This is a genomic window from Marimonas lutisalis, from assembly GCF_005434965.1.
GTDB classification, from domain to species: domain Bacteria; phylum Pseudomonadota; class Alphaproteobacteria; order Rhodobacterales; family Rhodobacteraceae; genus Marimonas_A; species Marimonas_A lutisalis.
This window is the reverse complement of record NZ_SKCI01000002.1, coordinates 841,923-859,018: the sequence shown is the minus strand read 5'-3', so window position 1 is coordinate 859,018 and position 17,096 is coordinate 841,923. Positions and strand designations below refer to the sequence as shown.

The window sequence follows — 17,096 nt, the reverse complement described above, 5'->3', positions numbered from 1 at the left end:
CGCGCCTGCGCCCAAGACAGACGGAGACGGAGCGATGAAACGCACCTACCAACCCTCGAACCTGGTTCGCAAGCGCCGCCACGGCTTTCGTGCGCGCATGGCCACCAAGGCCGGCCGCAAGATCCTGAACGCCCGCCGTGCGCGCGGCCGCAAGAGCCTGAGCGCGTAAGCGTTCGGCCCCGCACCCGCGCGGTGCGGAGGATCATGGCGATGAAACGATACGAAACCGCCGGAGCCGAGGCTCGGGCGGTTTTCGCTTGTCCGGGGATATGTCCGGGGGCTGCCACGGCATGACGACGATCGCCCCGGATATCGAAACCCTCGTGAACCGCTCGGATTACCTCGCCTGCGCGCGGGCCGGCAGGCAGGGCACCAAGGGCATGATGGTGCAGGCGCGCAAACGCGACGATGACGGGCCGATGCGCGTGGGGTTCACCTGTTCGAAAAAGGTGGGCAACGCGGTCGCCCGCAACCGCGCCAAGCGGCGCTTGCGCGAAGTGGCCCGCCTGGTGCTGCCCGCCCATGGCCGGCCTGGATGGGATTACGTGCTGATCGGGCGACAAGGTGCCACGGCCGAGCGCCCCTTTGAAGAGCTTCAGGGCGATCTTATCTATGCCTTGAAAAAACTGCACGGTCCCGACGCATGAGCCCCTTCGCCCATATCCTTGCCCTGCCCGTCCGGGCCTACCGGCTCTTGTTCTCGCCCTGGGTGGGGCATGGCTGCCGGTATCAGCCCACCTGCAGCGCCTATGCGCTCGACGCGCTGGAGCGGCATGGCGCGATCAGGGGCGGGTGGCTTGCCTTCTGGCGCATCCTGCGCTGCAACCCCTGGGGCGGATCGGGATATGATCCGGTGCCGGGCGCCGATCCCGAGCATGACAGGCAACGACACGAAGGCTGTAATCACGACCATTGAGCATTGCGCGTGGTCGCCTTGCGGCAAGTGCAGGTCGCCTTGTGACAAGTGGATTTCCGGCTTGGCCCTATGATTCGTTCATTCGGATTGAGGAGTGCCGCCGATGACCACCGACCTGTCCACAGTCACCCGCCCCATCGCCACCGCCAATGGCCTGCCCAACGCCCATTACGTGGACCCGGCCGTTTTCGCCGAGGAGCGCGAGGCGCTTCTGTTCAACGAATGGGCCGGGATCGGCGTGGCCGCCGACGTGCCCGAGCCGGGCGATGCGAAACCGGTCGAGTTCCTGGGCGTGCCGCTTCTGCTGCTGCGCGGGCGCGATAATGTCGTGCGGGTTTTCCAGAACATCTGCCGCCACCGCGGCATGATCCTGGTCGAGGAACCGCGCAAGATCGAAGGCGCGATCCGCTGCCCCTATCATTCCTGGTGCTATGCGCATGACGGCCGGCTGGTGGCCACGCCGCATGTGGGCGGCCCGGGCATGAACACCCACGACCAGATGAACAAGGACGAACTGGGCCTGATTGAAGTACCGAGCCACATCTGGCGCGACGTCGTGTTCGTGAACATCAACGGCAACGCCGCCCCCTTCGAAGAGGTCCATGCCGACCTGCTGCAACGCTGGAGCGAATTCGACAGCCCGCATTACCATGGCGGCGACGACAGCAAGTTCACGCTCGACGTGAAAACCAACTGGAAGCTCGCGGTCGAGAATTACTGCGAAAGCTATCACCTGCCCTGGGTGCATCCGGGTCTGAACGGCTATTCGCGGCTGGAAGATCACTATCACATCGAAAAACCCGGGCAGTATTCCGGCCAGGGCACTTATGTCTACCAGCAGATCAAGGGCGAGGACGGGGCGATCTTTCCCGATTTTCCCGGCCTCTCGCAGAAATGGGACGAAGGCGCGGAATACGTGGCGATTTATCCCAACGTGCTTCTGGGCGCCCAGCGCGATCACGCCTTTGCCATCATCCTCGAGCCCAAAGGCCTGGATGAAACAGCCGAGCATATCCACCTCTACTACTCCACCCCGAAAACCAACGACGCCCTTCGCGCCCGGAACGCGGCGCAGTGGCAGACCGTCTTCGAAGAGGACGTGTTCGTCGTCGAAGGCATGCAGAAGGGCCGCCACACCCCCGGATTTGATGGGGGGCGCTTCTCGCCCGCGATGGACGGGCCGACGCATCTTTTCCACGCCTGGGTGGCCGAGAAGGTGGGCGCCCGGCGCCAGCAACTCGCGGCGGAATGAGCGGGCTCGACCAGCGGCTGCTGGCGGCGCATGCCGCCGATGACCGCGCCGCGCTGATCGCGCTTTACGAGGAAGCGGCGGATGCCGCGGGCGATGAGACTGCCTGCGGCTTCTACCTGACGCATGCTTTCGTCTATGCGCTGGAAGCGGGCGATGCGCGCGCCGAAGGCCTGCGGACCCGGCTGCACATGATGGGCCGGATTTAGCGCGCGAAGGTCAAAACACTTGACCAGAATCGCCTGACGCATTCAAAATCACCGATATGAATTCATGAATGCGATCAGGGGAGGAGCGCATGTCCATCGACTTTGACGGCCGCACCATCGAAACCAACGACCAGGGATACCTGGTGAACCACGAAGACTGGTCCGAGGACCTGGCCCGCCACATGGCCGAGGCCGAATCCATCGGCGAGTTGACCGACCGGCACTGGGACGTGATCAACTACCTGCGGGACGAGTTTTTCAACAACCGCGAGAACCAGCCCAACACCCGCGCGATCATCAAGGCAATGAGCGAGGAATGGGGCGAGAAGATCAAGCAGGGCGATCTGTACGCGCTGTTCCCGCTGGACCCGTCGAAGCAGGGCGGGCGCATCGCCGGCCTGCCGGAAAGCCGGCGCAAGGGCGGATACTGAACCGCGCGGCAGCGATTTTTCTGCGAAAAATCGGCATCCAGCGGTGATCTTTACTCTGGCCGGGGCGCGCGCCGCATGGCATATCGCGCCCCATGCTGGACAAGGCCGACGATATCCACCCGCTGTTTCACGGCGCCCCCAAGACGACGGAGTTCAAGAAGCTTCGCAAGCGTCTGGTGCAGAACATGCGCGAGGCCGTTGAGCAATACGGCATGGTCGAGCCCGGCGCGAAATGGCTTGTCTGCCTGTCGGGGGGCAAGGACAGCTACACGATGCTGGCCATCCTGCACGAGCTGAAGTGGCGCGGGCTTCTCCCGGTCGAGCTTCTGGCCTGCAACCTTGACCAGGGGCAACCGGGGTTTCCGGCCACGGTACTGCCCGAATTCCTGGAAAAGATGCAGGTTCCGCATCGGATCGAGTACGAAGATACCTATTCGATCGTGATGGACAAGGTGCCCCAGGGCCGGACCTACTGCGCGCTCTGCTCGCGGCTGCGGCGTGGCAACCTTTACCGGATTGCGCGCGAGGAAGGCTGCTCGGCGGTGGTTCTGGGCCATCACCGCGACGACATCCTGGAAACCTTTTTCATGAACCTGTTTCACGGCGGGCGGCTGGCCACGATGCCGCCGAAACTGGTCAACGAAGAGGGCGATCTTTTCGTCTATCGCCCGCTGGCACACGTGGCCGAAGAGGATTGCGACCGCTTCGCCCGGGCGATGAATTATCCGATCATCCCCTGCGATCTGTGCGGATCGCAGGACGGGCTGCAACGCCAGCAGATCAAGCAGATCCTGGACGGTTGGGAAAAAAACAGCCCCGGCCGCCGCCAGGTGATGTTCCGCGCGCTGATGAATGCCCGGCCCAGCCACCTGCTCGACCCCGGGCTTTTCGACTTCGCGGGGCTGACCCGCGACGTGGATTGAATAAAGTATTTTCGAACTTCCCGCCCTGCCCCGCCCGGCGTTAAACCGTTATTGAGGCGCAGGGCCTAGCGTTCCCTGAAACCATCAGGGGATGCGCCGACATGGCCGGGTACCGCAGATTCTCGCCATTTTTCCTGCGCCGCGCGCTGCGGCGGATGCTGATCGGGCCGCAGGCACTGGCCTTTCTGCCAGCCCTGGCGCTGGGTGCCTTCTGGCTGGGCGGCGAGGCGGCGCTGATCGCCGTGGCGCTGGGCACGCCGCTCCTGGTCGCGCTGGCGGGATCCTTGGGGATGACCCCCGATCGCGGGCGCGGCCCGCGCGATGGTGTCACCGGCCTGCCGCTGGCCGCCGCCGGGGCCGAGTTTGCCGAGGCCGCGCTGGCCAGCGCCGGGCGCTCGGGCCTGAAAACCGCCGCGTTCGGGATCGAGATCGAAGCGCTCGACCGCCTGGCACGCCTGCACGGGCAGGACGGCACCGAGACGTTGATGCAACGCCTTGCCGGCCGCCTGCGCAGCGTTGTGCGCGAAGGCGACGGCCTGTTTTTCCATGGTGACGGTCGCTTTGCGGTGATCGCCGCACCTGTGCCGCGTCTTGATCTTGAAAACGGGATCCAGATCGCCACCCGGCTGCAATCGGCCGTCGAGGAACCTCTCTCGCTTGACGGCCAGTCGATCTATCTGACGGCGGCGGTTGGGTTTTGCCTGTCGTCGCGCAATCCCGGCAAATCGGGGCCCGAGATGATCAAGGCCGCGGCCCTGGCCCTGGGCGAGGCGCGCCGCGCCGGGCCATCGGCGATCCGGGCCTTCAGCCCCGAAATGGGCCGCCTGCGCCAGGCCCGTGACAGCCTGGTGCACGAGGCGCAGCTGGCGCTGGAACACGGGCAGATCCTGCCCTGGTACCAGCCGCAGATTTCCACCGAGACGGGCCGCGTGACCGGATTCGAGGCGCTGGCGCGCTGGGTTCACCCTGAACGCGGGGTAATCCCCCCGGGCGAATTCCTGCCCGCGCTGGAGCAGGCGGACCAGCTGGAGCGGCTGGGCGAAGTCATGGTCCATGGTGCGCTCTCGGCAATCAACGCCTGGGATGCCGCGGGCGTCGACGTGCCCTGCGTCGCCGTCAACATGACCGGAGAGGAACTGCGCAACCCACGGCTGGCCGACAAGCTGCGCTGGGATCTCGACCGGTTCGACCTGGGCCCCGACCGCCTGACCATCGAAGTGCTGGAAACCGTGGTCGCCGGCGCGGCCGAGGACATGACTGCCCGCAATATCCGTCTGCTGTCCGATATGGGCTGCCGGGTTGACCTGGATGATTTCGGCACCGGACAGGCTTCGATCGCCGCGATCCGCCGCTTTGCCATCGGCCGCATCAAGATCGACCGCAGCTTCGTCTCCCATGTCGACAGCGACCCCGAACAACAGCGCATGGTCGCCGCGATCCTGACCATGGCCGACCGGCTGGGCCTGCAAACGCTGGCCGAAGGCGTCGAGACCGCGGGCGAGCACGCGATGCTGGCCCAGCTGGGCTGTCATCATGTGCAGGGTTTCGGCATCGGGCGGCCAATGCCCTTCGACCAGACCCTCGACTGGATTCGCGCGCACGAGGCCAAGTTGGGCCCGCCGCCGCGCATCGGGCGGCAATCCGGCTGACCAAAGGCCCCGAAACCGGCGCATTCTGCCTCATCCGGCCAATATCGGCTTGACCTTTGGCCACACTGTCTGTTGAACCGGCTCCACTGAAAACGGAACGCGTGTGGGCCCATGATGGACGATCAGAACAAGAACCTTATCCTTGCCGTCGCCCTTTCCATGCTGGTGATCATCGGCTGGTCGATCATGTTCCCGCCGCCCGAGCCGCCGCAGGATGCCACGGCGCCCACCGCCACGCAAACCGCCGCCGACAGCGGGACGGCCACGCCGACGGCGGACGCGCCCGCAGGCGGCACACCCGTGGCCGATGCCCCCGCCGGCACTCCCGCGGCCAGCGCGGCCGAAACCGAAACCGCCCTCGCCGAGGCACCGCGCATCACCATCGACACCCCCAGCGTGACCGGCTCGATCTCGCTTCTGGGCGGGCGACTGGATGACCTGGCGCTCAAGGATTACCGCGAATCACTGGATGACGGCAGCGACATCGTCACCCTGCTGTCCCCCTATGGCAGCGACCACGCCTTCTATGCGCTTTACGGCTGGGCCCCCGGCGCCGGCCTCTCGCCCGATGCGGTGCCCGGCCCCAATACGCTCTGGACGCTGGAGCAGGGCGAAACCCTGGCCCCGGGCAGCCCGGTCACGCTTGCCTGGAACAATGGCGCCGGCCTGACCTTCCGCCGCGAAATCGCCGTCGATGACAAGTTCATGTTCACCATCACGCAATCGGTGGAAAACACCGGCGCCAACACTGTCGCGCTGGCGCCCTACGGCATCCTGGCGCGCCACGGCACGCCGCCTGACATGAAGAATTTCTTTATCCTGCACGAAGGCGTCGTCGGCATGGCCGACGGTGAGCTGGCCGAGATCGACTATGACGATATCGCCGATTACGCCATCGACCCCAACGAAGGCGCCCGCGCCGACGTGACCCGCGTGCAGGAGGCCGGCTGGATCGGCTTTACCGACCATTACTGGATGGCCACGCTGATCCCGCAGGCCGGCAATGCCTTCAAATCGGTCACCAAGTTCGACGACCGCCGCAACATCTACCAGACCGAAACCGTGCAATCCACGCGCGAACTGGCCTCCGGTGCGCAGGTCGCCGTCCAGTCGCGGCTTTTTGCCGGGGCCAAGGAATGGGCGGCAATCCGCGCCTATGAAAAGGACGGCGGCGTGGTCAAGTTCCTCGATTCGATCGACTGGGGCTGGTTCTTCTTCCTGACCAAGCCGATCTTTGCGGTGCTGCACTGGCTGAACGGGCTCATCGGCAACATGGGCTGGGCGATCATCGGCCTGACCATCGTGATCAAGATCATTCTCTTCCCGCTGGCCTACAAATCCTACGCCTCGATGGCCAAGATGCGCGAATTGCAGCCGCAGATGGAAAAGATCAAGGAGCAGGCCGGCGACGACCGCCAGAAGATGCAGCAGGAGATGATGGCGCTCTACAAAAAGGAAAAGGTGAACCCGGCCTCGGGCTGCCTGCCGATCCTTCTGCAGATCCCGATCTTCTTCTCGCTCTACAAGGTGATCTTCGTCACGCTCGAGTTGCGCCACGCCCCGTGGATCGGCTGGATCCGCGACCTCTCGGCACCCGATCCCAGCTCGCTTTTCAACCTTTTCGGCCTGCTGCCCTGGGACGGGCCCGCACCCGGCTCGATCCTGGCCATTGTCTTCCTTGGGATCATGCCGATCGCGCTGGGGGTTTCGATGTGGCTTCAGCAGAAGCTGAACCCGGCGCCCACCGACCCGGTGCAGAAACAGATCTTCGCCTGGATGCCCTGGGTGTTCATGTTCATGCTGGGCTCGTTTGCCTCGGGCCTCGTGCTCTACTGGATCGCAAACAACACCATTACCTTCATCCAGCAATACGCGATCATGCGCAGCCACGGCTACAAGCCCGACGTTTTCGGCAACATCCGCGAAAGCCTGTCGCGCGGCGCCAAGTCCGGGGATAAATGAGCGCGTATCTCGCCCAGATCTGGCGCCACCCGGTCAAGGCCCATGGCCGCGAACGGGTGGACATGGTCACGCTGGAAGAGGGGCGCGCGATGCCGTGGGACAGGGTCTGGGCCGTGGCCCATGAACGCTCCTGCTTCGATGTCGAGCGCCCGGGCTGGAACCCGCCGGGCGATTTTTCGCGCGGGGCGTCCTCGCCCCGGTTGCAGCAGATCGAATGCATGACCGATCCGGCCTATCGCACGATCACCTTCTTTCATCCCGACCGCCCGCCGCTAACCATCGACCCGCATGATCACGGCGACGGCTGCGAATTTATCCAATGGGTGATGCCGATTTCCCTGGGCGCGAAACTGCTGCCCTCGCGCTTCGTGCGCGCGCCCGACGAGGCCATGACCGACACCGGCTACCAGTCGATCTCGCTGATGAACCTGGCCTCGCACCGCGCGGTCGAGGGCCGGCTGGGCCACCCGCTCTCGCCCCTGCGCTGGCGCGGCAATTTGCTGGTCGACGGGCTCGCCCCGTGGGAAGAATTCGACCTGATCGGAAACCGCGTGCAAATCGGCGCGGCGGAATTCGAAGTGGTCGAGGCCGACGCCCGCTGCCGCATGACCGATGCCAACCCCGAAACCGGCCGCCGCGACGTGGACATGCTGCAACTTCTGCATGACGAATTCGGACACACGAATTTCGGTGTGTACATGAAGGTCGTCAGCGGCGGGCAGGTGATCGAAGGCGACCGCCTGACGGTGCTGTCATGAACCTGCCCTTCCCCATCGCAGAAGAGCCCGACCAGGAGGCGCTGGAAAAAGGCCGCCTGCTTTTCGCCGGCGAAACCGAGTTTCTCAAGGGTGTCGTGGCCATGTCCGGCCTGCCCGCGCCCGACCGGATCGAGGTCTGTTTCGCCGGCCGCTCCAACGTGGGCAAGTCGACGCTGATTAACGCGCTGACCGGCCGCCGCGGCCTCGCACGCGCCTCGAACACGCCGGGCCGCACCCAGGAAATCAACTTCTTCACGGCCGGTGAGAATCACTACCTCGTCGATCTGCCCGGATACGGCTTTGCCAATGCGCCCGTCGCGGTGGTCGAGAAATGGCAGACACTCCTAAAGCAGTATCTCTCGGGCCGCCCGTCGCTGCGCCGCGCCTTCGTGCTGATAGATGCGCGCCACGGCGTGAAACCGGTGGACGAAGAGATCATGACGCTGCTCGACCAGTCCGCCGTCACGTTCCAGTGCGTGCTGACCAAGGCCGACAAGGTCAAGGAAAAGGACCGCGTTCGGGTGCTGAAGCAGGTGCGCGAGAGACTCTCGAAACATCCCGCCGCCTTTCCCGAGATCGTGCTGACCTCGTCGGAAAAGGGCGATGGCATTCCCACCCTGCGCGCCATCATCGCCAGCCTGGTCTGAACCCGGAGGTCGATTGGGGGCGCCGCCCCCAAACCCCCGGGATATTTCGGGGAGTGTGAGGGGCTGGCCCCTCACGCCTGCCTCACACGTGCTGCCCGCCGTTAATCTCGATTTCCGTGCCGGAAATGTAGGTGCTTTCGCCGGAACACAGGAAAAAGATCGTCGCGGCCACTTCCTCGGTCTGGCCCAGGCGGCGCAGCGGGATCTGTTCGACAATCTTTTCAGTGCCCGGCGACAGGATCGCGGTTTCGATCTCGCCCGGGGCGATGGCGTTCACACGTACGCCCAGCGGGCCGAAATCATGCGCCATTTCGCGGGTCAGCGCCTTCAGCGCCGCCTTCGACGTGGCATAGGCCGCGCCCGCGAAGGGGTGCACCCGATAGCCCGCGATCGAGGTCACGTTCACCACCGCCCCCTTGGCCGCCGCCAGTTCGTCCTTCAGGCCGCGCGCCAACACGACGGAAGCGAAAAAATTGACGTGGAACACGTGTCCCCAGGTCTTCAGGTCGGTGTCGAGCGTGTTCAGCCGCTGGCCCTCGGGCCCTTTCGGCGAGATGCCCGCATTGTTGACCAGCGCATCGAGCTTACCGTCGAGCTTTTCGCGGATCACCTCGACCGCGCGGATCGTGTCGTTGGGATCTGCAAGATCGATCTGCACGTGGTTGTCGGCGCCACCGCCCCAGGGGCATTCGGCCGGAAAGGGCTGGCGCGAGCAGGTGATGACGCGCCAGCCTTCGCGGTTGAAGCGCCGCACGGTGGCGTGGCCGATGCCGCGGCTCGCCCCGGTCAGAAGCATGGTTTTCTGTCTCATCGCTGCACCCCTGCTGCTCGGTTGTCGCAACTCTATCAGCTTGCGCCGCCGCGACAATGGCAGGCTTGGCAGGGCGCGCCGAAAGGCTTAAGCAGGGGCGCCAGAAGGACGCCAGAGATGAAGAAGCAGACCATGAACCGCGATTGGATTGCCACCGCCCGCACCCTCTCAGAGGCGCTGCCCTACCTTCAGCGCTATACCGGCGCCATTGTCGTGATCAAGCTGGGCGGTCATGCGATGGGCAGCGACGAGGGCATGGAAATGTTCGCCCGCGACGTGGTGCTGATGCGGCAGGTCGGCGTCAACCCGGTGATCGTGCATGGCGGTGGGCCGATGATCAACGCGATGCTGCAAAAACTCGATATCCAGAGCGAGTTCGTGAACGGCAAGCGCGTCACCGACGAGGCCACGATGGAAGTGGTGGAAATGGTGCTTTCGGGCCGTGTCAACAAACGCATTGTGCAGGCGATCAACCGCCAGGGCGGGCGCGCCGTGGGGCTGTCGGGCAAGGATGCGAACCTGGTCACCTGCACGCCGACCGATCCGGCGCTTGGTCTTGTCGGCACGCCGTCGAAGGTCGATCCCGGCATCCTGCACACGCTGTTCGAGGCGGGCGCCATCCCCGTGATCGCACCGCTGGGCGCGGGCGAGGCCGGCGAGACCTTCAACATCAACGGCGACACGGTCGCCGGCGCCATCGCGGGCGCGCTCAAGGCCGACCGGCTATTGCTGCTGACCGATGTCGAGGGCGTGAAGAACAAGGCGGGCGAGGTCGTCACCGAACTTTCGGCCGCGCAGATCCGCGCGATGACCGAGGACGGCACCATCGCGGGCGGCATGATCCCGAAAACCGAAACCGCGCTCACCGCGATCGAAGGCGGGGTGCGCGGGGTGGTCATCCTCGACGGGCGGGTGCCTAATGCCGTGCTGCTTGAGCTTTACACCGAGCATGGTGCCGGCTCACTCATTCGTGCAGAGATCTGAGGCAATCGGCCTGTTGCGACCGCTATCGGCTGGCCTAGGTTAAGCACATGGAAAACGAAGCCATCATCCGCCTGTCGGTCTTTCTCGGCCTATTCGCGCTCTTTGCGGCGATCGAGGCCCGGGCGCCGCGCCGCGCCCGCACCCAGCCGCGCGGCACCCGCTGGTTCACCAACTGGGCGATCATCGTGATCGACACGCTGACGCTGCGCGCCATGGCGATCTTCCTGCCGCTTCTGGCGGTGGGGGCGGCGGTGGATGCCGCGGCCAATGGCTGGGGGCTGCTCAACCGGGTGGACTGGCCGATATGGCTGGAAATCACTGGCGCGGTGTTGTTTTTCGATTTCGCGATCTGGGCGCAGCACCTTGTCACGCACAAGGTGCCGGTGCTGTGGCGGCTGCACCGCGTGCACCATGCCGACCGTGATATCGACGTCACCACCGCGATCCGCTTTCACCCGGTCGAGATCGCGCTGTCGATGCTGCTGAAGATCGGGCTCGTCTACCTGATTGGGCCCGCCGCGCTCGCTGTCATTCTGTTCGAAATCATCCTCAACGGCACGGCGATGTTCAACCATGCGAACATGAAGCTGCCGCTGTGGCTGGACCGCTGGTTGCGGCTGGTCCTTGTCACGCCCGACATGCACCGGGTGCATCATTCGGTGCACCGCTCCGAGCATGACAGCAACTACGGATTTGCCCTGTCGATCTGGGACCGGCTGTTCGGCACCTACACTGCCCAGCCGGACGCGGGGCATGACGGTATGACCATCGGCCTTGAGTGGCAGGATGACCGGCCCTCGCGCCTCGGGTGGAGCCTGCTGCTGCCCTTTGGCCGAAAATGAAGCTGTCGCCCGCGCCCGAAGCCGATGCGCTTGCCATCCTGGGCGCCCTGCACGAGGCGGACGATACGATTGTGCTGCTGGGTCCGGACGAACCCGGTTTCTGGGCGCATTTCACCGCCCAGCCCGAATATCGCGATGGCGCACCCGATCCGCTCGACCGCTGGTCGAAACGGGTGATCTGCGCGCTGGCCAGCGCGTGGGGCGGCGCCGCGATCTTCCCTTCCGATGGCCCGCCCTATCCCCCGTTTCAGGACTGGGCCCTGCGCTCGGGCCAGGCCTGGACCTCGCCGGTGGGGATGCTGGTGCATGCGCGCGCCGGACTGATGGTATCCTATCGCGGGGCGGTGCGCCTGCCGGGGCGGCGCGACCTGCCGGCCCCCGCGGATACCCCCTGCATCACATGTACCGGGCGCCCCTGCCTGGCCGCCTGCCCCGCCAGCGCTCTGACAGGCAGCGGGTATGACGTGCCCGCCTGCCGGGCCTACCTGGACACAGAGGCCGGGCAGGATTGCATGGCGCGCGGCTGCGCCGTGCGTCGCGCTTGCCCGGTCAGCCAAAGCTATGGCAGGCTGGACGCGCAATCCGCCTTTCACATGAGGGCCTTCAAATGACCCGTCGCCTGATCCTGATGCGCCATGCGAAATCCAGCTGGGACAACCCCGCGCTGGACGACCACGAGCGCCCTCTGAACCCGCGCGGCAAACGCTCGGCCGTGGCGCTGGGCAAATGGCTGAGCGACAAGGGCCATACCCCCGATATCGTGTTGTGTTCGACCGCGACGCGCACCCGAGAAACGCTGGACGGGCTCAGGCTGGGCGTGGTGCCGATCAAGTATCTCGATGCGCTCTATCACGCCTCGACCATGGTGATGCTGGAAACGCTGCGCGACCATGGCGCCGGGCAATGCGTGCTGATCGTCACGCACAATCCCGGCTGCGCGGATTTCGCCGACAGGATCGTCACCGCGCCGCCCGCCCACGACCGGTTTTTCGACTATCCCACCGGTGCCACGCTGGTGGCGGACCTGCCGATCGAAAATTGGGAAGACGCGGATTTCCATTCCGGCGCAGTGGTCGACTTCGTCATCCCCCGCGAATTGACGGACTGACTTGGCCTCAGGCTTCCTGTACGCGCGCTGACGCCATTTCCCGTGTCCCGACGCTTTCGTGCAGGCGTTCGGACCGGTCCCGCCCCACAACGCGGCGGCGGCGCAGGACAAAAAGCTTGCCCCAGCTTGACCACGTGCCCACCGAAGGCGCATGCGGGTCGGTCGGAAACTCCGACCGCCAGCCCTGCGGCAGGCACAGGCCGCGGTCGTCGGCCTTCTCCATCATCCACACGAAGGGGATGTTCGACAGAGGCCGGGCGGCCTCTAACCCGCCCAGTTGCCCACCTACATCGCCGTGGCCACCGGCGAACCACACCTGCTCGACCCGCGCTTCCAGCTCCTCCGGGGTGCGCCACAACAACGGATCGAAGGCCTGCCGCGTCTCGTCGATGGCCAACGCGTGGTAGCCATGCCGCACGATCGCGTTCAGCTGGTGGGTATGAAACTCATGCGCGGGTTCGGTCCAGCGCCACAGCACCGGCAGCCGCAGGCCCAGCGCCTTGACTGTGTCCCAGACACCGACCATCTCGATCTCGACCCAGGGGTGACAATTGGCGGCCGAAAATGCCCGCGCGGCGGGGCTGCCTGGCGGCGACTGGTAATGGCGATAGGCGGTCATCACGTTGCGCTCGGTCGCGCATTCGGGGCGCAACAGGCCCACCTGGTCGATCACGCCCGCCAGCGAGCGGACGGCAAAGGCCCCACGCGAATAGCCCATCAGGAAGATCCGGTCGCCCGGGCGATAGCGCGAGGCCAGATAGCCATAGGCGCGGCGGATCTGTCGGTTGATGCCGCGGCCCGTGACCACATCACCAAAGGACAGCCAGTCCTGCCATTGCACGCCCGCCTCGTAATACACCGAAACCGGCGCACCGATCCGCGAAAGCAGTTTGTAGGCCAGCCCGGCATTCGACTCGTCGCCGGGCGCAAGGCTCGACATGGTGCCATCCAGGATGATCACGTGATCGACCCGGCCACGACGGCGGGTTCTGGCGGTTGTTCCACTGCCAAGCCCCGGCCGAAGCCAGTCGAATACGTGTTTACCCAGCTGCCTCCACATCTTTCATCATCTTCCAGACGCGCGCGGGCGTGAACGGCATGTCGGCCTGACGCACTCCCATATCCCACAACGCGTCGCCCACGGCATTGGCCACCGCGGCCATCGCGCCCACCGTCCCGGCCTCGCCACAGCCCTTCATCCCCATCGGGTTGGCCGTGGATGGCACCGGCTCGGTCTCGAATCCAAACATGGGCATATCGTCGGCCCGCGGCAAGGCATAGTCCATGAAACTCGCGGTCAGCAGCTGGCCGCTCTCGTCATGCACCACGTGCTCCATCAGGGCCTGGCCCGCACCCTGCGCCACCCCGCCATGCACCTGCCCCTCGGCCAGCAGCGGGTTGATCAGGTTGCCGAAATCGTCAACCACCTTGTAACGCACCAGCTCCACCTTGCCGGTTTCCGGGTCCACCTCGACCTCGGCGAAATGCGCGCCGTTGGGGAAGGACCGGCCCGGCAGCGTCACCCGTTTTTCGTGGCTCAGCAAATCCTCGCGCCCGTCCGCCCGCGCCATCTCGGCCGCTTCCAGGAAGGTCGGCGTCAGGTTCGAGCCCGGCGCGCGGAAGGTCTCGTCGTCGAATGTGATCTCGCTTTCCTCGACGCCCATCTTTTCGGCCAGGTAGGGGGTATAGGCCTCGATCATCGCGGCCACCGTGGCCAGCGTGGCGTGCGATTGGGTGGTGACCGACCGGGACCCCCCGGTGCCACCACCCTGCGCGATCAGGTCACTATCACCCTGAACAACCTGGATTTTCTCCATCGGGATGCCGGTCTGATCGGACAGGAACTTGGCATAGACCGTTTCATGCCCCTGCCCGTTCGACTGCGTTCCCACGAAAATCGACACCGTACCATCCTCGTTGAACACCACCTTCGCGCCTTCGCTAGGATCGCCGAGAATGCTTTCGATATAGTAACACAGGCCCAGGCCCCGTTTCAGACCGCGCGCCTCGCTCTCCGCGCGCCGCGCGGCAAAGCCCGCCACATCCGCGAAATCGGCGGCATGGGCCAGCACGCGGGCAAAATCGCCCACGTCGATCGTCTCGCCGGTCAGGCTCTTGTAGGGGAATTGATCCACCGCGATGAAATTGCGCCGGCGCAGCTCCTGCCCATCCACGCCCAGCTCGCGCGCGGCGCGGTCCATCATCCGCTCCAGCAGGTAAATCGCCTCGGGCCGCCCGGCACCGCGATAGGCATCGACCGGCGTGGTGTTGGTGTAAAACCCTTCGGCATTCAGCCAGACCGCGCCGATGTCATAGACCCCGGTCAGAACCCGCGAAAACAGCGTCGTCTGGATGATGTGGGAAAACTGCGAATTGTAGGCGCCGATATTGCATTCGGTCTTCACCCGGTACCCGGTGATGCGCAGGTTTTCGTCAAAGGCCAGCGCGGCGGTATGGTTCAGGTCGCGCCCGCCCGCATCGGCCACCATTGCCTCGGACCGTGTGCCCATCCAGCGCACCGGCCGGTTCAGCATCCGGGCCGCCTGCGCCACCAGGATCTGCTCGGGATGCGGCTGCCCCTTCATGCCAAAGCCGCCGCCGGTGTCGGGGTTGGTCACGTGGATCATCTCCGGGTCCATCTCCAGAACCTCGGCCAGCGTGCGCTTGGGCACCCAGACGCCCTGCGCATTCACCGCCAGGTGCAGCCGGTCGTCCTCCATCTCGGCATAGGCGCCGCGCGGCTCGAGCGAGGCCACGATGATCCGGTTGTCCTCGACCTCCATTTCAACCACATGCGCGGCACTGTCGAACGCCGCCTGCGTTGCCGCCTCATCCCCGATGCCCCAGTCGAAAACGCGGTTGCCCGGCGCCTCTTCATGCAGGTCCACCTCGCCCTCGCCCCTTTGCATCATGGCGGGCAATTCGTCGATCTCGGCCCAGATCAGCTCGGCCGCGTCGCGCGCCGCCTCGATCGTGTCGGCCACGATCATGGCGATGATCTCGCCCACGTAACGCACCCGGCCCTCGGCCAGCAGCGGCCGCTTGGGCGCGGCGCTGTCGCTGCCGTCGCGGTTCTTGATCTGCACGGCGGGCAGGCCCTTGGTCACGCCCGCCTCGGCCAGCGCCGCGGCATCCAGCACCAGGTGCACACCCGGCACCTCGCGCGCGTCGCCCAGGTCCAGTGGCGCCAGCACCCCGTGCGCCACATCCGAGCGCAGGAAATACGCATGCAGCGCCCCCTCGGGCGCGATATCATCCACGTAACGGCCCTGCCCCGTCAGGAACCGCTGATCCTCGACCCGCCGGATCGGTTGGCTGCGTCCGAATTTTTCCATCCCCGGTCTCCCTTGCCTGAAGCGCGCGGTACATCCTAGCGTCCGGGGCGGCCGGTGCAATGCTCTGGCGTGAAATTTCCGTGACGTTTCAGCCGGCTGCCCTTTCAGGCGGCACCCGGCGCCAGTGTCACCACTTCGCCCGGGCCATACCCGTTGAACCGGGTCGCAATGGCCAGCGAATAGGCGCCCATGCCCTCGAACAGCAGATAGTCGCCTTCCTCCAGATCGCCGGGCAACGGCACCGGATCCGGCACCCGGTCAAGGCTGTCGCAGGTCGGACCAAAGGCCACGCGCGGGCGGATCGGTCCACGGCGCTCTTGCCCGTCGGGCCCAATCACCCGAACCCGGTGATTGGGGCCGATATCGCGCAGTTCCGACAGCGCGCCATAGAGGCCGTCGTTCAGGAAGATCGCGCCGCATTCCCGCACCGCCTTGATCCGCGTGGCCAGCACGAAGCAATCCGCCACCATCGCCCGGCCCGGCTCGCAAAGAAGCGCGGGGGCGGGCCCGTCGAAGGCGCGTGCAACCGCCGAGTCGATCGCCGCGAAAATCGCCTCGAGGTCGGGGGCGGGCCCCGCGCGATGCGCGGCAAAACCGCCGCCCACGTTCAACCGCCCGATGGTGACGCCCGCACGCCGCGCCACATCCGCCGCGGCCTCGATATACGCGGCCCAGGCGGCGGGCTCGGCGCATTGGGTGCCGGGGTGAAAGGTGATCGCAGGGAAAAATCCGCGCCGCGCCACCTCGCGCAGGATCGCCGCCGCGCCCTCGGGCGTTTCGCCGAATTTCTCGCCGAAATCGTAATGCGCACCCTTCACCGGCAGCGCGATGCGCACCGCCACCTCTTCGCCGGGCCGCCGCGGCCTGCCCAGCTTGTCAAGCTCGGAAAGGCTGTCGATCGACCACGAGACGACACCGGCGCGCACCCCCGTGGCCACCTCCTCGTGCGAGCGCACGGGATTGTTGTAATGCAACGCTGCGCCCGGCGCGGCCGCCTGAACCATCTCGATCTCGGCGGGGCTGGCCACGTCAAAGGCCTGCATCCCGCCCGCTGCCAGCGTTTCCAGAACCATCGGCGCCGGGTTGGCCTTGACCGCATAGGTCACCAGCCCAGGAAACCCGCGCCGGAACCTTTCGGCCGCGGCGCGCAGCGCCGCGGGGTTGAAATACATCACCGGATGGTCCGGGCGCGTCTGCGCCAGATGCCAGACGGGATCGTGGATCGGGGCCTGTGGATACATGTTTTCCCTCGCGCGTTTTTCCCCAGTATCC

General features: G+C 65.7%; 19 protein-coding genes. 15 read left to right on the top strand and 4 right to left on the bottom strand.

Going from position 1 to position 17,096, the window contains the following annotated elements; translation table 11 throughout:
* Positions 1–34: 34 nt before the first annotated feature.
* The 11 genes from rpmH to yihA all read left to right on the top strand — a co-directional run bounded on the left by rpmH (position 35) and on the right by yihA (position 8,744).
* The gene (gene rpmH, locus E0501_RS12335) at positions 35–169 is read left to right on the top strand and encodes a 50S ribosomal protein L34 (RefSeq protein ID WP_005980833.1); all 135 of its coding nucleotides are present in this window, start codon (positions 35–37) and stop codon (positions 167–169) included.
* Positions 170–290: 121 nt separating this feature from the next.
* On the top strand, positions 291–647 hold the full coding sequence (gene rnpA, locus E0501_RS12330) for a ribonuclease P protein component (RefSeq protein WP_235857834.1): 357 nt from the start codon (positions 291–293) through the stop codon (positions 645–647).
* Positions 644–916: a membrane protein insertion efficiency factor YidD gene (gene yidD / locus E0501_RS12325; RefSeq protein WP_137701641.1), complete on the top strand. Its 273-nt coding sequence runs from the start codon at positions 644–646 to the stop codon at positions 914–916. Before rnpA ends, yidD begins: the two co-directional genes overlap by 4 nt.
* A gap of 103 nt (positions 917–1,019) precedes the next feature.
* Positions 1,020–2,168, top strand: coding sequence for an aromatic ring-hydroxylating oxygenase subunit alpha (locus tag E0501_RS12320; RefSeq protein ID WP_137701640.1), 1,149 nt, complete (start codon positions 1,020–1,022; stop codon positions 2,166–2,168).
* Positions 2,165–2,374: a hypothetical protein gene (locus E0501_RS12315; RefSeq protein WP_137701639.1), complete on the top strand. Its 210-nt coding sequence runs from the start codon at positions 2,165–2,167 to the stop codon at positions 2,372–2,374. Before E0501_RS12320 ends, E0501_RS12315 begins: the two co-directional genes overlap by 4 nt.
* An 89-nt stretch (positions 2,375–2,463) precedes the next feature.
* On the top strand, positions 2,464–2,805 hold the full coding sequence (locus E0501_RS12310) for a TusE/DsrC/DsvC family sulfur relay protein (protein ID WP_137701638.1): 342 nt from the start codon (positions 2,464–2,466) through the stop codon (positions 2,803–2,805).
* A 92-nt stretch (positions 2,806–2,897) separates the two neighbouring features.
* Positions 2,898–3,728, top strand: coding sequence for a tRNA 2-thiocytidine(32) synthetase TtcA (gene ttcA, locus E0501_RS12305; RefSeq protein ID WP_137701637.1), 831 nt, complete (start codon positions 2,898–2,900; stop codon positions 3,726–3,728).
* A gap of 101 nt (positions 3,729–3,829) precedes the next feature.
* The gene (locus E0501_RS12300) at positions 3,830–5,377 is read left to right on the top strand and encodes a putative bifunctional diguanylate cyclase/phosphodiesterase (RefSeq protein WP_235857833.1); all 1,548 of its coding nucleotides are present in this window, start codon (positions 3,830–3,832) and stop codon (positions 5,375–5,377) included.
* Between the two features lie 114 nt (positions 5,378–5,491).
* Positions 5,492–7,339: a membrane protein insertase YidC gene (gene yidC, locus E0501_RS12295; protein ID WP_137701636.1), complete on the top strand. Its 1,848-nt coding sequence runs from the start codon at positions 5,492–5,494 to the stop codon at positions 7,337–7,339.
* Positions 7,336–8,097, top strand: a complete 762-nt coding sequence (locus E0501_RS12290; protein WP_137701635.1) for an MOSC domain-containing protein — start codon at positions 7,336–7,338, stop codon at positions 8,095–8,097. Before yidC ends, E0501_RS12290 begins: the two co-directional genes overlap by 4 nt.
* Positions 8,094–8,744 (top strand): ribosome biogenesis GTP-binding protein YihA/YsxC, encoded by a 651-nt coding sequence (yihA, locus tag E0501_RS12285; RefSeq protein ID WP_137701634.1) that lies wholly within the window; start codon positions 8,094–8,096, stop codon positions 8,742–8,744. Before E0501_RS12290 ends, yihA begins: the two co-directional genes overlap by 4 nt.
* 82 nt (positions 8,745–8,826) lie before the next feature.
* On the opposite strand, the gene E0501_RS12280 is transcribed toward yihA, so the two are convergent.
* Positions 8,827–9,555: an SDR family NAD(P)-dependent oxidoreductase gene (locus tag E0501_RS12280; RefSeq protein WP_137701633.1), complete on the bottom strand. Its 729-nt coding sequence runs from the start codon at positions 9,553–9,555 to the stop codon at positions 8,827–8,829.
* Positions 9,556–9,672: 117 nt separating this feature from the next.
* On the opposite strand from E0501_RS12280, the gene argB reads away from it, so the two are divergent.
* From argB to E0501_RS12260, 4 genes are read left to right on the top strand one after another with little or no spacing between them, the layout of a single operon-like run.
* Positions 9,673–10,539, top strand: a complete 867-nt coding sequence (gene argB, locus E0501_RS12275) for an acetylglutamate kinase (protein ID WP_137701632.1) — start codon at positions 9,673–9,675, stop codon at positions 10,537–10,539.
* Between the two features lie 47 nt (positions 10,540–10,586).
* The gene (locus E0501_RS12270; protein ID WP_137701631.1) at positions 10,587–11,381 is read left to right on the top strand and encodes a sterol desaturase family protein; all 795 of its coding nucleotides are present in this window, start codon (positions 10,587–10,589) and stop codon (positions 11,379–11,381) included.
* Positions 11,378–11,992, top strand: a complete 615-nt coding sequence (locus tag E0501_RS12265) for a ferredoxin (RefSeq protein WP_137701630.1) — start codon at positions 11,378–11,380, stop codon at positions 11,990–11,992. Before E0501_RS12270 ends, E0501_RS12265 begins: the two co-directional genes overlap by 4 nt.
* Positions 11,989–12,489, top strand: a complete 501-nt coding sequence (locus E0501_RS12260; protein WP_137701629.1) for a SixA phosphatase family protein — start codon at positions 11,989–11,991, stop codon at positions 12,487–12,489. Before E0501_RS12265 ends, E0501_RS12260 begins: the two co-directional genes overlap by 4 nt.
* Before the next feature lie 7 nt (positions 12,490–12,496).
* Here the strand turns inward: E0501_RS12260 and E0501_RS12255 are convergent, their stop codons facing one another.
* The 3 genes from E0501_RS12255 to E0501_RS12245 form a co-directional block, all read right to left on the bottom strand.
* Positions 12,497–13,549, bottom strand: a complete 1,053-nt coding sequence (locus E0501_RS12255; RefSeq protein WP_137701628.1) for a DUF2235 domain-containing protein — start codon at positions 13,547–13,549, stop codon at positions 12,497–12,499.
* The gene (locus E0501_RS12250) at positions 13,530–15,824 is read right to left on the bottom strand and encodes a xanthine dehydrogenase family protein molybdopterin-binding subunit (protein ID WP_137701627.1); all 2,295 of its coding nucleotides are present in this window, start codon (positions 15,822–15,824) and stop codon (positions 13,530–13,532) included. Before E0501_RS12250 ends, E0501_RS12255 begins: the two co-directional genes overlap by 20 nt.
* Positions 15,825–15,928: 104 nt before the next feature.
* Entirely contained in the window at positions 15,929–17,065 is a 1,137-nt protein-coding gene (locus E0501_RS12245) for a type III PLP-dependent enzyme (RefSeq protein WP_137701626.1), read from the bottom strand.
* Positions 17,066–17,096 lie beyond the last annotated feature (31 nt).

What these genes read in the sequence shown, in the direction of transcription:
- rpmH (WP_005980833.1), top strand. Translation starts at nt 35, where the DNA reads ATGAAACGCACCTACCAACCCTCGAACCTGGTTCGCAAGCGCCGCCAC.
- rnpA (WP_235857834.1), top strand. Translation starts at nt 291, where the DNA reads ATGACGACGATCGCCCCGGATATCGAAACCCTCGTGAACCGCTCGGAT.
- yidD (WP_137701641.1), top strand. Translation starts at nt 644, where the DNA reads ATGAGCCCCTTCGCCCATATCCTTGCCCTGCCCGTCCGGGCCTACCGG.
- E0501_RS12320 (WP_137701640.1), top strand. Translation starts at nt 1,020, where the DNA reads ATGACCACCGACCTGTCCACAGTCACCCGCCCCATCGCCACCGCCAAT.
- E0501_RS12315 (WP_137701639.1), top strand. Translation starts at nt 2,165, where the DNA reads ATGAGCGGGCTCGACCAGCGGCTGCTGGCGGCGCATGCCGCCGATGAC.
- E0501_RS12310 (WP_137701638.1), top strand. Translation starts at nt 2,464, where the DNA reads ATGTCCATCGACTTTGACGGCCGCACCATCGAAACCAACGACCAGGGA.
- ttcA (WP_137701637.1), top strand. Translation starts at nt 2,898, where the DNA reads ATGCTGGACAAGGCCGACGATATCCACCCGCTGTTTCACGGCGCCCCC.
- E0501_RS12300 (WP_235857833.1), top strand. Translation starts at nt 3,830, where the DNA reads ATGGCCGGGTACCGCAGATTCTCGCCATTTTTCCTGCGCCGCGCGCTG.
- yidC (WP_137701636.1), top strand. Translation starts at nt 5,492, where the DNA reads ATGGACGATCAGAACAAGAACCTTATCCTTGCCGTCGCCCTTTCCATG.
- E0501_RS12290 (WP_137701635.1), top strand. Translation starts at nt 7,336, where the DNA reads ATGAGCGCGTATCTCGCCCAGATCTGGCGCCACCCGGTCAAGGCCCAT.
- yihA (WP_137701634.1), top strand. Translation starts at nt 8,094, where the DNA reads ATGAACCTGCCCTTCCCCATCGCAGAAGAGCCCGACCAGGAGGCGCTG.
- E0501_RS12280 (WP_137701633.1), bottom strand. Translation starts at nt 9,555, where the DNA reads ATGAGACAGAAAACCATGCTTCTGACCGGGGCGAGCCGCGGCATCGGC.
- argB (WP_137701632.1), top strand. Translation starts at nt 9,673, where the DNA reads ATGAAGAAGCAGACCATGAACCGCGATTGGATTGCCACCGCCCGCACC.
- E0501_RS12270 (WP_137701631.1), top strand. Translation starts at nt 10,587, where the DNA reads ATGGAAAACGAAGCCATCATCCGCCTGTCGGTCTTTCTCGGCCTATTC.
- E0501_RS12265 (WP_137701630.1), top strand. Translation starts at nt 11,378, where the DNA reads ATGAAGCTGTCGCCCGCGCCCGAAGCCGATGCGCTTGCCATCCTGGGC.
- E0501_RS12260 (WP_137701629.1), top strand. Translation starts at nt 11,989, where the DNA reads ATGACCCGTCGCCTGATCCTGATGCGCCATGCGAAATCCAGCTGGGAC.
- E0501_RS12255 (WP_137701628.1), bottom strand. Translation starts at nt 13,549, where the DNA reads ATGTGGAGGCAGCTGGGTAAACACGTATTCGACTGGCTTCGGCCGGGG.
- E0501_RS12250 (WP_137701627.1), bottom strand. Translation starts at nt 15,824, where the DNA reads ATGGAAAAATTCGGACGCAGCCAACCGATCCGGCGGGTCGAGGATCAG.
- E0501_RS12245 (WP_137701626.1), bottom strand. Translation starts at nt 17,065, where the DNA reads ATGTATCCACAGGCCCCGATCCACGATCCCGTCTGGCATCTGGCGCAG.